The organism is Xanthomonas bonasiae, assembly GCF_014836395.1.
GTDB classification, from domain to species: domain Bacteria; phylum Pseudomonadota; class Gammaproteobacteria; order Xanthomonadales; family Xanthomonadaceae; genus Xanthomonas_A; species Xanthomonas_A bonasiae.
The window spans coordinates 59,487-74,384 of sequence record NZ_JACSQX010000003.1 but is presented as its reverse complement, the minus strand read 5'-3'; the positions used below and the strand labels follow the sequence as shown (position 1 = coordinate 74,384).

At 69.6% G+C, this 14,898-nt stretch carries 12 protein-coding genes; 10 read left to right on the top strand and 2 right to left on the bottom strand.

Annotated features, from left to right (window positions below; all coding sequences use genetic code 11):
* Positions 1-4 precede the first annotated feature (4 nt).
* The 7 genes from H9658_RS05370 to H9658_RS05340 all read left to right on the top strand — a co-directional run bounded on the left by H9658_RS05370 (position 5) and on the right by H9658_RS05340 (position 6,870).
* Positions 5-616, top strand: a complete 612-nt coding sequence (locus H9658_RS05370) for a GNAT family N-acetyltransferase (protein WP_191824631.1) — start codon at positions 5-7, stop codon at positions 614-616.
* The gene (argC, locus tag H9658_RS05365; RefSeq protein WP_191824630.1) at positions 613-1,581 is read left to right on the top strand and encodes an N-acetyl-gamma-glutamyl-phosphate reductase; all 969 of its coding nucleotides are present in this window, start codon (positions 613-615) and stop codon (positions 1,579-1,581) included. The genes H9658_RS05370 and argC overlap by 4 nt, the downstream gene beginning before the upstream one ends.
* 144 nt (positions 1,582-1,725) lie before the next feature.
* Positions 1,726-3,024, top strand: a complete 1,299-nt coding sequence (gene argH, locus H9658_RS05360; protein ID WP_191824629.1) for an argininosuccinate lyase — start codon at positions 1,726-1,728, stop codon at positions 3,022-3,024.
* A gap of 134 nt (positions 3,025-3,158) precedes the next feature.
* A complete protein-coding gene (locus tag H9658_RS05355) occupies positions 3,159-3,881 on the top strand; it encodes a hypothetical protein (protein ID WP_225209776.1) in 723 nt (240 codons plus the stop codon).
* Positions 3,882-3,969: 88 nt separating this feature from the next.
* The gene (locus H9658_RS05350) at positions 3,970-4,227 is read left to right on the top strand and encodes a YciI family protein (RefSeq protein WP_179563951.1); all 258 of its coding nucleotides are present in this window, start codon (positions 3,970-3,972) and stop codon (positions 4,225-4,227) included.
* 16 nt (positions 4,228-4,243) lie between these two features.
* Positions 4,244-5,455, top strand: coding sequence for a glutamate 5-kinase (gene proB / locus H9658_RS05345; protein ID WP_191824627.1), 1,212 nt, complete (start codon positions 4,244-4,246; stop codon positions 5,453-5,455).
* 167 nt (positions 5,456-5,622) lie between these two features.
* Positions 5,623-6,870 (top strand): glutamate-5-semialdehyde dehydrogenase, encoded by a 1,248-nt coding sequence (locus tag H9658_RS05340; RefSeq protein ID WP_191824626.1) that lies wholly within the window; start codon positions 5,623-5,625, stop codon positions 6,868-6,870.
* Positions 6,871-7,003: 133 nt separating this feature from the next.
* Here H9658_RS05340 and H9658_RS05335 read toward each other — a convergent pair whose 3' ends face one another.
* Positions 7,004-9,412, bottom strand: a complete 2,409-nt coding sequence (locus H9658_RS05335; protein WP_191824625.1) for a glycosyl hydrolase family 95 catalytic domain-containing protein — start codon at positions 9,410-9,412, stop codon at positions 7,004-7,006.
* Positions 9,413-9,729: 317 nt separating this feature from the next.
* Between H9658_RS05335 and H9658_RS05330 the strand changes: the two genes are divergently transcribed.
* Positions 9,730-11,646, top strand: coding sequence for a CocE/NonD family hydrolase (locus H9658_RS05330; RefSeq protein WP_191824624.1), 1,917 nt, complete (start codon positions 9,730-9,732; stop codon positions 11,644-11,646).
* A gap of 96 nt (positions 11,647-11,742) precedes the next feature.
* Here the strand turns inward: H9658_RS05330 and H9658_RS05325 are convergent, their stop codons facing one another.
* Complete coding sequence (locus H9658_RS05325) at positions 11,743-12,630, bottom strand: LysR family transcriptional regulator (RefSeq protein ID WP_191824623.1); 888 nt, start codon at positions 12,628-12,630, stop codon at positions 11,743-11,745.
* Between the two features lie 122 nt (positions 12,631-12,752).
* Between H9658_RS05325 and H9658_RS05320 the strand changes: the two genes are divergently transcribed.
* Together H9658_RS05320 and H9658_RS05315 are read left to right on the top strand one after the other, a co-directional pair.
* Complete coding sequence (locus H9658_RS05320; RefSeq protein ID WP_191824622.1) at positions 12,753-13,802, top strand: NAD(P)-dependent alcohol dehydrogenase; 1,050 nt, start codon at positions 12,753-12,755, stop codon at positions 13,800-13,802.
* Between the two features lie 12 nt (positions 13,803-13,814).
* On the top strand, positions 13,815-14,849 hold the full coding sequence (locus H9658_RS05315) for an alpha/beta hydrolase (protein ID WP_191824621.1): 1,035 nt from the start codon (positions 13,815-13,817) through the stop codon (positions 14,847-14,849).
* Positions 14,850-14,898 lie beyond the last annotated feature (49 nt).

The window sequence follows — 14,898 nt, the reverse complement described above, 5'->3', positions numbered from 1 at the left end:
CGCGATGAGCATGGACCTGCTGCCTGCGCTGTGGCGCGAGGTGCCGAGCCTGCAGGGTAGGCATGCGTCGCTGGAACCGTTGCGGGCAGCGCACGCCGACGCGTTGCGCACGGCCTTGCACGGCAGCGGCCTGGAGCGGCTGTGGTACACCAGCGTGCCGGCTGCGGACAAGGTCGACGGCTACGTGGCCGCCGCGCTGGACGTGCAGGCGCAGGGCCGCGTGCTGCCGTTCGCGGTGCGCGACGCCGCCGGCGAGGTGGTCGGCAGCACCCGCTTCTACGGCCTGGACGCCGAGGTGCCGACGTTGCTGATCGGCTACACCTGGTACGCGCCGCGCGTGCAGCGCAGCGGGGTCAACACCGAGGTCAAGCGCATGCTGCTGCAATACGCGTTCGAGACCTTGCAGTGCATCAGCGTCGGCTTCGAAACCAGCTGGTTCAACCACACCTCGCGCGCGGCGATCGCCCGCCTCGGCGCCAAGCAGGACGGCGTGCTGCGCAACCACAAGCGCCACGTCGACGGCACGCCGCGCGATACCGTGGTGTTCTCCATCATCGATACGGAATGGGCCGGGGTGAAACGCCACCTGCAGTTCCGCCTGGACTCGCATACATGACTTCCAAGACCTATGGCGTCGGCATCGTCGGCGCGCGCGGCCATACCGGCGCCGAACTGATCAAGCTGGTCGCCGCGCATCCGCACCTGCACCTGGCCTTCGTGTCCTCGCGCGAACTGGCCGGCCAGCGCGTGGCCGAGCACAGCGCGGACTACCAGGGCGAGCTGCGCTACGAAAATCTGGACGTCGATGCGGTCGCGGCCAAGGGTGCCGCGGCGGTGGTGCTGGCGCTGCCCAACGGCAAGGCCGCGCCCTACGTCGCGGCGCTGGATGCGGCGGCGGCCGAGACCATCGTCGTCGATCTGTCGGCCGACTACCGCTTCGATCCCGGCTGGTACTACGGCCTGCCGGAACTGACCCGCGGCCGCTATGCCGGGCAGAAGCGGATCAGCAATCCCGGCTGCTACGCCACCGCGATGCAGCTGGCGATCGCGCCGCTGCTCGACCAGCTGGCCGGGCCGCCGCAGTGCTTCGGCGTGTCCGGCTATTCCGGCGCCGGCACCACGCCATCGGACAAGAACAACCCCGAGCTGCTGCGCGACAACCTGATGCCGTACGCGCTGACCGACCACATGCACGAGCGCGAAGTGTCCACGCACCTGGGCGTGCCGGTGGAGTTCATGCCGCACGTGGCGCCGCATTTCCGCGGCATCACCATGACCGTGAACCTGTGGCTGCAGCAACCGCTGGCGCTGGACGCGATCCAGCGCCGCTACCGCGAGCGCTACGCCGGCGAGCCGTTGATCGAGGTGCTCGACGACGCGCCGTGGGTCAGCCGCATCGCCGGCAAGCACGGCGTGCAGATCGGCGGCTTCACCCTGGCCCCGGGGAACAAGCGCCTGGTGGTCGTGGCGACCCTGGACAACCTGCTCAAGGGCGCGGCGACGCAGGCGATGCAGAATCTCAATCTGGCGCTGGGCTTGGACGAGCTGACCTCGATCCCGGTGGTGGGGCAGCCGCAATGAGGCTTCTTTGCCGCCCGGACTCGGAACCCCGGACAACGACGCGAAGCGCGCCCACCTCGACATCGCCCGGTCGGTCACGCGCGCCGAAATAGAGCAAGCGACGGCTTTCGATTCCCCATTCCCCATTCCCGATTCCCCCCAAAAATGACCAATCTCCTCTGGCAAAAACCCGGCGTCGCCGTCGATGCCAAGATCCAGGCCTTCCTGGCCGGCGACGACGTGATCCTGGACCGCGAATTCTTTCTGCACGACATCGCCGCCAGCGGCGCGCATGCCGAAGGCCTGCAGCGCATCGGCATCCTGTCGGCCGACGAACTGGCCGGGCTGCAGCGCGAACTGGCGATCCTGGCCGAGGATTTCCGCAGCGGCGCGTTCGTGCTCGACGAGCGCTTCGAGGACGGCCATTCGGCGATCGAAGCGCGGCTCACCGAGCGCCTGGGCGACGCCGGCCGCAAGATCCACACCGGGCGCAGCCGCAACGACCAGATCCTGGTCGCCACCCGCTTGTGGCTGAAGGAACGGCTGGCGCACCTGGCGCAGCTGAGCCGCGAGATCGCCAAGGTCGCGCTGGACCGCGCGCAGGCCGAGCAGGCGCTGCCGCTGCCGGGCTACACCCATATCCAGCGCGCCGTGGTGTCCTCGGCGGGCATGTGGTGGGCCGGCTGGGCCGAGGCCTTCATCGACGATGCGATCCGCGCCCACGACACCCTGCGCCTGATCGACGCCAACCCGCTCGGCACCGCCGCCGGCTACGGCGTCAATCTGAAACTCGACCGCGAGCACACCACCGCCGCGCTCGGCTTCGCGCGCATGCAGGTCAGCCCGATCTACGCGCAGCTGTCGCGCGGCAAGTTCGAGATGGCCGCGCTGGAAGCGCTGGGCAGCGCGACCCTGGACCTGCGCCGGCTGGCCTGGGACCTGTCGCTGTTCACCAGCGGCGAATTCGGTTTCGTCGCCTTGCCGGCGCAGTACACCACCGGCAGTTCGATCATGCCCAACAAGCGCAATCCGGACGTGATCGAACTGATGCGCGCGACCCACGCCAGCGTGGCCGCCGCGCGCACCGAAATCGAACAACTGCTGTCGCTGCCGTCCGGCTACCACCGCGACCTGCAGAGCAGCAAGGGCGCGATCTTCCACGGTTTCGGCCGCGGCCTGGCCGCGCTGGAACTGCTGCCGGCGTTGCTGGCCAACCTGGAATGGCGCGAGGACAGGTTGCGCGCGGCGATCGACTCGGGCATGTACGCCACCGATGTGGCGGTCGAGGCGGCGCTGGCCGGCGTGCCGTTCCGCGAGGCCTACCAGGCCGCCGCCGCGTCGGCGGCCAGCGCAGGGCAGGGGCGCACGCCGGAAGGCAGCCTGGCCGCGCGGGTCTCGCCCGGTGCCGCCGCCGACCTGCGGCTGGCGGAATTGCAATCGCGCTGGGACGCGTTGGCCGGCTGAGGCCGGCGCGGCCCAGGCCGTACGCTGCCACGCCGGGTTTACGGGTTGCACCGGAAGGAGAACGCATGGACCGATCGACCGCGCTGCCGCAGGCACCCAAGCGCCATCGCTGGGCCGCGCTGGCGACGTTGCTGTTGCCGCTGCTGCTGGCGTTGTCCCTGCCGTCGCAGGCGGCAGCCGGCGACGCGCTGAAGGTGGCGGTGTACCGGGGCAAGGCCGGTTGCCGCGGTTGTTCGGAAATGGTGGTGAAAGCGTTGCAGGGAAGCGGCCTGAAGCTCGAACTCGCCTATGTCGGCGAGCGCGAGCCGCTCAAGGTGAACGCGCGCACGTTGAGCGGATTCGACCTGTATATCCAGCCCGGCGGCGGGCAGGATATCCCTGCCGCCTATGCCGCCATCGGCGACGACGGCGCCAGCGCAATCCGCGCGTTCGTGCGCAGCGGCAAGGGCTTCCTCGGTTTGTGCATGGGCGCCTATCTCGCCGACCGCGACTGGATCGGGCTGATCGACGTGGCGCTGTTATCGGAAGTCGGGCGCCCGGGTTCGGGCATCGACGACGAAGGCGACCATACGATCGATGTGCGCTGGGACGGGACGCTGGAACGCTTCTACTATCAGGACGGTCCGTATTTCACCGGCAAGGCCGCGTCGGGCTATGCGCCGATCGCCCACTACCGCAACGGCGACGTGGCCATGGCCCGCTACGGCTATGGTGCCGGCACGGTGCTGCTGACCGGCCCGCATCCCGAAGCCGACGCCAGCTGGATGGACGAGGAGGGCGGCGACGCTGCGGCGCAGGACAAGATGCGGCGCCTGCTGCGCTACTTCGCGGCGACACGCACGGCTGTGGTGCGTTAGTGTCGGTAGCGGCCGCTGGCAGGCGGTGCGGGAAGGGCGGGCGGCCACGCCGGCCCGATGGTGACGTAGTCGATCGAGGAGAAGCAGGATGACGCTGTACCTGGTGATGGCGATGCGCAAGCCGGACTTTCCGCCGTCGGTGGTCCAGCCGCATCGCGATTTTCTCGCCGCGTTGCGCGCGCGCGGGCTGCTGGAACTGGCCGGCGGTTTCGGCGACGGCAGCGGCGGCGCCTATCTGCTGAAGAACGTCGCCAGCCTGGAGCAGGCGCGGGCGATCGTCGCCGAGGATCCGCTGGCGATCGAGGACGCGTCCGAACTGAGCGTGCATGCATGGAACGCGCAATGAGCCGGGCGCGGCCGCGATGAGCGTCGTGACGGCTGGCGCATCGGCGTTCGTCGAGCAGGCGCTGCCGCCGTGGCGGCGCGCGGTGCTGAAGGTCGGCAGCAGCCTGCTCGCCGCCGATGGCGGCGGCGGACTATCGCCGCGCTATGCGCTGGGGCTGGCGCAGTTCGTCTCGGCCAACCTGGCGGCCGGGCGCGAACTGGTGATCGTGTCGTCCGGCGCGGTCGCCGCCGGCCGCGCGATCCTGCCACGCGCGGCCGAGGCCGGCGCGGCGATCGCCGCGCGGCAGGCGCTGGCCGCGCTCGGCCAGGCGCAGCTGATCGCGCTGTGGCAGCGCTTCTTCGAGCGCCCGGTGGCGCAGGTGCTGCTGACCCACGACGACCTGCGCAACCGCCGCCGCTATCTCAACGCGCGCGCCACCCTGGGCGAGCTGTTGCGGCTGGGCGCGCTGCCGGTGGTCAACGAGAACGACACCGTGTCGGTGGACGAACTCAAGCTCGGCGACAACGACAACCTGGCCGCGATCGTCGCCGCGCTGGTCGATGCCGACGCGCTGTTCATCGCCACCGACATCGACGGCCTGTACACCGCCGATCCGCGCAGCGATCCGCACGCGCAGCCGCTGGACGACGTACCGGAGCTGACCGCGGCGGTGCTGGCGATGGCCGGCGGCAGCGGCAGTCATGTCGGCACTGGCGGCATGCGCACCAAGCTGGAGGCCGCGGCCAAGGCCGGCGCCGCCGGCATCGAGACCTATCTGTTCAACGGCCGCAGCGCCGAGGTGGTGCGCGGCCTGGCCCAGGACCGCCTGCGCGGCACCCGCATCCATCCCGCGCGCACCCGCATCGCCGCGCGCAAGTACTGGCTGCGCCAGGTGCCGGTCGAACCCGGCGCGATCCTGGTCGACGCCGGCGCCGCCGCCGCGCTGGCCGACAAGGGCGCCTCGCTGCTGCCCGGCGGCGTGGCCGGCGCCGAAGGCGACTTCCGCCGCGGCGACATGGTCGAAGTGCGCCTGCGCGACACCGGCGGCGACCGCTGCCTGGCGCGCGGCGTCAGCCAGTACTCGGCCGCCGACGTGCGCCGCATCGCCCGCCGCCACTCGCGCGACATCGAGTCGATCCTGGGGTACAGCTATGGAGAGAATGTGATTCACCGCGACGATCTGGTGGTGATTCGGGACTCGGGATTCGAGAGCCGGGATTCGGGACTCGGGACTCGGGACTCGGTGTAAGCGCGCGAGACTGGTGCGACGTCGCGCGAAAGGGAATCGCGTTGCGTCGTTGCAGCGATCGCGCAAATGTTTCGACGCGTTTCGCCCGACAGCTTGACGATTCCCGCCGCTCGCGCAGCCTTTTCGAGTCCCGAGTCCCGAGTCCCGCCTAACCACTGGAACCTTCAATGAGCACGATCCGATCCCAAGCCCTGCAATGCCGCGATGCCGCGCAGGCGTTGGCGCAGTTGTCCTCGGCGGCCAAGCAGGCCTTGCTGGAGGCGATGGCGGCGGCGCTGGAGGCGGATGCGGAGACGATTCTCGCCGCCAATGCGCGCGACCTGGAGGCGGCGCGGGCCAGGGACGTCGGCAGCGCGATGCTCGACCGGCTGGCGCTGGACGGCAAGCGCCTGGCCGGCGTCGCCGCGGCGTTGCGCGAAGTGGCGGCGCTGCCCGATCCGGTCGGCCAGGTCACCCGCGACGACGTGCGCCCGAACGGCATCCGCGTGCAGAAGGTGCGGGTGCCGCTAGGCGTGATCGCGATGATCTACGAGGCGCGTCCGAACGTCACCGCCGATGCCGCGGCGCTGTGCATCAAGGCCGGCAACGGCGTGATCCTGCGCGGCGGCTCGGAGGCCATCCATTCCAACACCGCGATCGCCGCCGCGCTGCGGCGCGCGCTGCGCGAGGCGGGGATCGGCGAGGACGCCCTGACCCTGGTGGAGGACCTGCGCCGCGAGACCATGCTGGAACTGCTGCAGCTCAACGACATCGTCGACCTGGCGATCCCACGCGGCGGCGAGGGCCTGATCCGTTTCGTCGCCGAACACGCGCGGGTGCCGGTGATCAAGCACTACAAGGGCGTCTGCCACCTGTTCGTGGACGCCTCGGCGGACCTGGAACTGGCGGTGAAGCTGCTGGTGGACGGCAAGACCACGCGCCCGGCCGCCTGCAATTCGCTGGAGACGCTGCTGGTGCACGCCGACGTCGCCGCGCGTTTCCTGCCGCTGGCGGCGCAGGCGCTGCAGCCGCGCGGCGTGGCCCTGCGCGGCGACGACGCCAGCCGCGACCTGCTGCCGGACATCGACGCGGCCAGCGACGCCGACTATGCCGCCGAATACCTCGACCTGATCCTGGCGATCCGCGTGGTGCCGGACCTGGACGCGGCGATCGCGCACATCCGCCACTACGGCTCGGACCACACCGAAGTCATCGCCACCGCCGATGCGGCCAACGCCGAGACGTTCGTGCAGGCCTTGCGCGCGGCGGTGGTGATGGTCAACGCCTCCTCGCGCTTTTCCGACGGCGGCGAACTCGGCCTGGGCGCGGAGATCGGCATCTCCACCACGCGCCTGCACGCCTACGGCCCGATGGGCCTGGAAGCGCTGACCGTGGAGCGCTTCGTGGTGCGCGGCGAAGGGCAGGTGCGGCACTGATTTTCGCTGCTTCGGGTGGCGATCCCTGTGGGAGCGACTTCAGTCGCGACGGGCCTTCCCGGTAACGCCCGTCGCGACTGAAGTCGCTCCCACACTTGCCATCGCGCTGCCCGACGATGCGTCGGCAGCGTCCTCAAAGCACCTGCAAACGTCCACCTTTCGCCAACTCGACCGTGCGCCGCGTGCCGTTGAACGCGATCTCGGTGCGGGTACCGCCGACGCTGCGCAGCGCGATCCGCGTGGCCTTGCCGGCGCGCCATTCCAGGTCCACCACGAAGCCGCCGCGCGCGCCGATGCCGGTGACCCGGCCGCGTTCGGCCCAGGCCTTGGGCAGCGCCGGCAACAGCGCGATATGGCCGGGCCGCGAGTACAGCAGCATCTCCAGCATCGCGGTGGGCGTGCCGAAGTTGGCGTCGATCTGGAACACGCCGCCCAGGGTGGGGTCGCCATGCTGGCTGAGGTCGTAGATGTCGAAGAAGTTCGGCGCGGTGCCGTTGCTGTGCACGATCGACGGCTTGAGGTTGGTCGCGACCAGCGCATAGGCGCGCTCGGCCTCGCCCAGCCGCGCCCAGCACAGCGCACGCCAGGCGCAGGCCCAGCCGAAGCTGTGCATGCCGCGCGCTTCCAGGAGCTTGCGCGCCGCGGCGACCTGCTCCGGCGGGGCCAGGTCCGGATGCAGGCGATGGCCGGGATACAGCCCCATCAGCGGCGACAGGTGGCGGTGGTGCGCCTCGCCCAGGTCGTCGGGCGACATCCATTCCTGCAGTTGCCCGCTGCTCGGACTGATTTCCGGCAGGTACAGGCGCCGCTGCAGCTCGGCGACGGTCGCGGCATAGGCCGCATCGCGATCGAGCAGCGCGCTGGCCTGGCGGTATTGCCCGAACAGGTTCCAGGCCAGTTCCTGCGCGTAGGCGATGCCGCGCGCGTCTTCCGGGCCGTGCTCGGGCGACCAGTCGTGATCGTCGACCAGGCGCCGCTGCGGGCGGCCATCGGCACCGGTCACCTCCAGCTCGATCAGCCGCGCCTGCCAGAACTCGCAGGCGCCCTTGAGCAAGGGATAGATCCGTGCCAGGTAGGCGCGGTCCTGGGTGTATTCGTAGTGCTGCCACAGGCTGTCGCACAGCCAGGCGTTGCCGCCCGGGTGCCAGTACCAGCCGCTGCCACCGAACGGATTGGTCGAGAACGCCACCGCCCAGCCGGCGACCTTGCCGGAGGTATTGCGGAAGCGGTTGCGCGGGTCGTTGAAGTGCGCCTGGGTGATCTGCGTCCATGCCGGCAACTGCGCCAGGCAGTAGCGGGCGAGGGCGTCGAAGCACGGTGCCAGCCCGGCCGCGTCGGTCAGCCAATAGTTCATCTGCAGATTGACGTCGCTGTGGTAATCGCTCATCCACGGCGGATCGTTGTTCTCCAGCCACAGCCCCTGCAGGTTGATCGGCAGCGCGTCGCGCGAGGCGGCGATGGTCAGGTAGCGGCCGAACTGCAGGTACAGCGCTTCCAGTTCGGGGTCGGGCGTGTCGGCCGCGGCGCGGGCCTGCAGCCGCTCCCACAGATCGAGCTTGCGTTGCGCCGGGCTGGAGCGGCCCAGGTCCACCTGCATGCTGTCGAACAGGGCGCGGTAGTCGGCCACATGGGTGTACAGCAAGGCCTCGGGCGCGAGCTTCGCCGCCGCGTCGCAACGTTGCCGCGCCAGGGCCTGCGGATCCAGGTCCGGGTCGCGGTAGTTCCTGGCCGGGTCGGGCACATAGTTGCTGCCGCCGCACACGATGATGCGCAGCGCGCTGCAGTCGCGGAAGTGCAGCGTGTCGCCTTGCAGTTCCACAATGCCGTCGGTCGCGATCAATTGCACGTTCGCACCATGGCGCAGACCGTTGGCCAATGCACCGGAGAATCCCAGCCGTCCGCTGGCATCGCCCTGCACCGGCGCCGCATGCGCGCTGACCAGTCGCAGCCGGCCGCTGTGGCGGCCGCCGCCGCGCTGGTCGAGCTGGATCACGATGGCGTCGTCGGGATGGCTGGCGAACACGGTACGGGTGAACTGCGCAGCGCCCAACGCGTAGCGCACGCGCATGCAGCCGTTGCTCAGGTCCAGTTCGCGTGCGTAATCGCGCAACTGCGCAGGCGCGTGTCCGTCCAGTTCCAGATACAGCTTGGCCAGCATCACGAAGCTGCCGAAGTTGTCCTTCTCGTAGGGAAATTGGCCCTGCGCGTCGAGCACGTCGTTGCGCCCGCCGGTCCACAGGCTGGCATCGGACAGGTACAGGAAGTCGCGCTCGGGCGCGCCGCCGGCCAGCGCGCCGAGCCGGCCGTTGCCGATCGGCAGGCCTTGCCGCAACACGTCGGCCTCGTTGGCCGCGCTGGCGTAGCGCATCCGCAGCGTCTGCGCCGGCGGCACCAGCGGCGAGCGGGCCGGGCGCAGCGGCGCGGCCAGCGTACGGCCGAATGCGGGCAGGCCCAGCAACGGCAGCATGGCGGCCAGGGCGCCGCCCTGTTTCAGGAACGCGCGGCGCGCCGCATGGCCGGGCGCGTGCTCGGAGTCGCTCATCGTGTGGGTCTCGCCGGCGCCCCGCACGCGGTTGCGGCGATGGGCAGAAGCATCGTTGTACCTGCCGTGCGCGCTGCAGGGAAGCTATCGCGTGCGGTTTCCGGTGCGGTGGCGCCGATGGCGCCAGGCATGTCCGCAACTGACCGGAGCGTTGGCGGTCGCATGGCCCTTCCTGCTCCGGACCCCGACATTTCCGTGTCCTGGCGCATGCGCACCGCGACCCCCGTGCGGACACGCCGGGCCGTGTGCGGCGCGCCGACACTTCCGCATGGGCCGCGATTGCGCCTACAGTCGCCGTCTCACTGCCCGGAGGTTCCATGCGTCCCATCGCCGCCCGCTTGCTCGTCACCGTGATTGCCGCCGCGCTGGCCGCCGCCGCCCAGGCGCAGACCGCGCCGATGACGCCCGACATCACCGGCAAGGCCTTCGTCGCGCCGACCGAGGCCAACGACTACGTCAAGCGCGAGGTGATGATTCCGATGCGCGACGGGGTCAAGCTGCACACGGTGATCGTGCTGCCCAAGGGCGCGCAGCACGCGCCGATGCTGCTGACGCGCACACCCTACGATGCCAGCGGCCGCGCCAGCCGGCTGGCCTCGCCGCACATGCGCGACCTGTTGCCGCAGGGCGACGAAGTGTTCGTCGACGGCGGCTACATCCGCGTGTTCCAGGACATCCGCGGCAAGTACGGCTCGCAGGGCGACTACGTGATGACCCGGCCGCTGCGCGGCCCGCTCAACAACAGCAAGGTGGACCATGCCACCGACGCCTGGGACACCATCGACTGGCTGGTCAAGAACGTGCACGAGTCCAACGGCAAGGTCGGCATGATCGGCTCGTCCTACGAAGGCTTCACCGTGGTCATGGCGCTGACCGACCCGCACCCGGCGCTGAAGGTGGCCGCGCCGGAAAGCCCGATGATCGACGGCTGGATGGGCGACGACTGGCTCAACTACGGCGCGTTCCGCCAGGTCAACTTCGACTACTTCACCGGCCAGCTGACCCAGCGCGGCAAGGGCAGCGGCATCCCGCGCCACGGCCACGACGACTACAGCAATTTCCTGCGCGCCGGCTCGGCCGGCGACTACGCCAAGGCCGCGGGCCTGGAGCAGTTGCCGTGGTGGCACAAGCTCACCGAGCACCCGGCCTACGACGCGTTCTGGCAGGGCCAGGCGCTGGACAAGGTGATGGCGCGCACCGCGCTGAAGGTGCCGACGATGTGGCTGCAGGGCCTGTGGGACCAGGAGGACATGTGGGGCGCGATCCACAGCTACCAGGCGATGGAGCCGCGCGACGCCGGCAACGACAGGAACTACCTGGTGATGGGGCCGTGGCGGCACAGCCAGGTCAACTACGACGGCTCGGCGCTGGGCGCGCTGAAGTTCGACGGCGACACCGCGCTGCAGTTCCGCCGCGACGTGCTCAAGCCGTTCTTCGACCAGTACCTGGTCGATGGCGCGGCCAAGGCCGACACGCCGCCGGTGTTCATCTACAACACCGGCGAGAACCACTGGGATCGCCTGCAGGCCTGGCCGCGCAGCTGCGCGCAGGGCTGCGCGGCGCGCAGCAAGCCGCTGTATCTGGGCGCCGGCGGCACGCTGTCGTTCGACGCGCCGACGGCCGGGCAGGGCGACTACGAGGAATACGTATCCGACCCGGCCAAGCCGGTGCCGTTCGTACCGCGCCCGGTCGACTTCGGCGACCGCGACATGTGGACCACCTGGCTGGTGCACGACCAGCGCTTCGTCGACGGCCGCCCGGACGTGCTGACCTTCGTCAGCGCGCCGCTGGACGCGCCGCTGAGCATCGCCGGCGTGCCCGAGGTGCACCTGCAAGCCTCCACCAGCGGCAGCGACAGCGACTGGGTGGTGAAGCTGATCGACGTCTACCCGGACGAGATGGCGTCCGATCCGAAGCTGGGCGGCTACGAACTGGCGGTGTCGATGGCGATCTTCCGCGGCCGCTACCGCGAGAGCTTCGAGACGCCCAAGCCGATCGCACCGAACCAGCCGCTGGCCTACAGCTTCGGCCTGCCCACCGCCAACCACACCTTCCAGCGCGGCCACCGGGTGATGGTGCAGGTGCAGTCCAGCCTGTTCCCGCTGTACGACCGCAACCCGCAGACCTACGTGCCCAACATCTACTTCGCCAAGCCCGGCGACTACCAGAAGGCCACGCAGCGCATCTGGCACACGCCGCAGCAGGCTAGCTACATCAGTCTGCCAGTGCGCTGAGCGCCGCTGCAGGGCGGTCGTGCGGGTGTGCAGCGCCGGCGAAGCCGGCGCATTCCGTGTGCGCGGCATGCCGTATCGCGCCGCCGCGCGCCCGGCTCATAGACGCAGTGCGTCCAGGACCAGCGAGAACGCCGGCGAGTGCTGGCGGCGGCTGGGGTAGTAGAGGTGGTATCCGGAGAACGGCGGGCACCAGTCTTCCAGCACCCGCACCAGGCGCCCGTCTTGGAGATAGGGTGCGAATTCCTGCTCGGGCAGGAACGCGATGCCGAGTCCGTCCAGCGCGGCGCGCACGATCGGCGGCGAGGTGCTGAAGATCACCTGGCCTTCGACCCGCACGTTCACCTGTCGGTTGCGCCGCTCGAACTCCCACACGTAGATGCCGCCATGAGTGGGGAAACGGATGTTGATGCAGCGGTGTTGGGTCAGGTCGCCCGGTAGCTTGGGCGCCGGTCGCTGCTGGAAGTAGGCCGGCGCCGCGGCCGCGGCCATGCGCAGCGGCGGGCCGATCGGCATCGCGATCATGTCCTTGTCCAGGCTTTCGCCCAGGCGCACGCCGGCATCGAAACGGTCGGCGACGATGTCGCGGAAGCCGTAGCTGACATCGAATTCGATCTGCACGTCCGGGTAGCGCTGCAGCACCGGGGTCAGCTTGGGCAGCAGGGTGGTGTGCAGGATGTGGTCGCCGCTGGTGATGCGCACGATCCCGGCAGGCTTGTCGCGCAGGGCGGTCAGCGCGTCCAGTTCCGACTCGATCTCGTCGAAGCGGTTGCCGATGGCCTGCAGCAGGCGCTGGCCCGCCGCGGTGGGCGAGACGCTGCGCGTGGTACGCGTGAGCAGGCGGATCTCCAGCCGCGTTTCCAGCGCCTTGATCGCCTGGCTGAGCGCCGACTGGCTGACGCCCAGCGCCGCGCCGGCGCGGGTGAAGCTGCCTTCCCGGGCGACGGTGACGAAGGCCAGCAGGTCGTTGAGGTTGCGTCGTGCCATGGGTCGAGTCTGACAGTTCGATTGATTAGCCGGACTAATAGGGTATGCAAGGATTCATCATCTTATCAGTCAGGTGCGGTGTGCCGACAATGGCCATCCTCCCGTCCCACCGGAACGCCACCATGTCCATCAACGCCTACGGCACCTACGCCGGCGACAAACCCCTGCAGCCCATGCGGATCGCGCGCCGTGCTCCCGGCCCGCACGACGTGCGCATCGACATCGCGTTCTGCGGCATCTGCCATTCCGACCTGCACCAGGCGCGCGGCGAATGGGCCGGCACCCGGTTCCCGTGCGTGCCAGGCCACGAGATCGTGGGCCGGGTCGCGGCGGTCGGCGCGCATGTCGCTGGTTTCCAGCCCGGCGATCTGGTCGGCGTCGGCTGCATCGTCGACAGTTGCAGGCACTGCGAGGAGTGCGGCAACGGGCTGGAGAACTACTGCGACGGCATGACCGGAACCTACAACTTCCCGACCGCCGACGCACCCGGCCACACCCTGGGCGGCTATTCGCAGCAGATCGTGGTCCACGAACGCTACGTGCTGCGCATCCGCCACCCGGCACGGCAACTGGCGGCGGTGGCGCCACTGCTGTGCGCGGGCATCACCACCTATTCGCCGCTGCGCCACTGGGGCGCCGGCCCCGGCAAGAAGGTGGGCGTGGTCGGCATCGGCGGGCTCGGCCACGTCGGCGTGAAGCTGGCCCATGCGATGGGCGCGCATGTGGTCGCGTTCACCACTTCCGATGCCAAGCGCGACGCCGCCTTCGCATTGGGCGCCGACGAGATGGTGGTGTCGCGCAATGCGCAGGAGATGGCGGCGCATGCGCAGAGCATCGACCTGATCGTCGACACGGTCGCCGCGCCGCACGACCTGGACGCGTTGCTGGCCCTGCTCAAGCGCGATGGCGCGATGGTGCTGGTCGGCGCGCCGGCCAGCCCGCATCCGTCGCCGGCGGTGTTCAGCCTGATCCTGAAGCGCCGCACTCTGGCCGGCTCGATGATCGGCGGCATTGCCGAGACCCAGCAGATGCTGGATTTCTGCGCCGAGCACGGCATCGTCGCCGACATCGAACTGATCCGCGCCGACCAGATCAACGTCGCCTACGAGCGGATGCTGCAGGGCGACGTGAAGTACCGCTTCGTCATCGACAACGCCACCTTGGCCGCCTGACCGGAGAGACCGATGAAACGACTGCTGCTGATACTGGCCCTGGCGGCCAGCGCATCCACTGCGATGGGACAAGACATGGCCAATGGCGCGAACAACTTCTACAAGAGCGACACGCTGACCGCGGAAAAGGTCTCCTTCCGCAACCAGTACCGGATGACGATCGTGGGCAACCTGTTCGTGCCCAAGCAGCGCAAGGGCGGCGTCCGTTATCCGGCGATCATCGTCGGACACCCGATGGGCGCGGTGAAGGAGCAGAGTTCGAACCTCTATGCGCAGAAGCTGGCCGAGCAGGGCTTCGTCACCCTGGCGATCGACCAGTCGTTCTGGGGCGAGAGCGAGGGCCAGCCACGCAACGCGGTGCTGCCGGACCTCTATGCCGAGGCGTTCAGCGCGGCGGTGGATTATCTCGGCAGCCAGGCGTTCGTGGACCGCGAGCGCATCGGCGTGCTCGGCATCTGCGGCAGCGGCAGCTTCGTCATCAGCGCGGCCAAGATCGACCCGCGCATGAAGGCCATCGCCACCGTGAGCATGTACGACATGGGCGCCGCCAACCGCGATGGGTTGAATCACGCGCAGACCCTCGAGCAACGCAAGCAGATCATCGCCGCCGCGGCGCGACAGCGCGACGTGGAATTCAGCGGCGGGAAGACCGAGTACACCGGCGGCACGGTGCATGCGCTCGATGCGCGGACGCATCCGATCCAGCGCGAGTTCTACGACTTCTACCGAACCGCACGCGGCGAGTTCACCCCGGCGGGCTCTTCGCCTGCGCTCACCACGCATCCGACCCTGACCAGCAACGTCAAGTTCATGAACTTCTATCCGTTCGCCGACATCGAGACCATCGCGCCGCGGCCGATGTTGTTCATCGCCGGCGACCAGGCGCACTCGAAGGAGTTCAGCGAGGAAGCGTTCCGCCTGGCGGGGCAGCCGAAGGAGTTGTACTGGGTGAAGGGCGCCGGCCACGTGGATCTCTACGACCGCACCGACCTGATCCCGTTCGACAAGCTGACATCCTTCTTCAAGCAGCACCTGGGCGCGCCGTGAGCGCACGCATGACGAATCGCCCGCGCCATCCGGCGCTGCCGCCGACCGC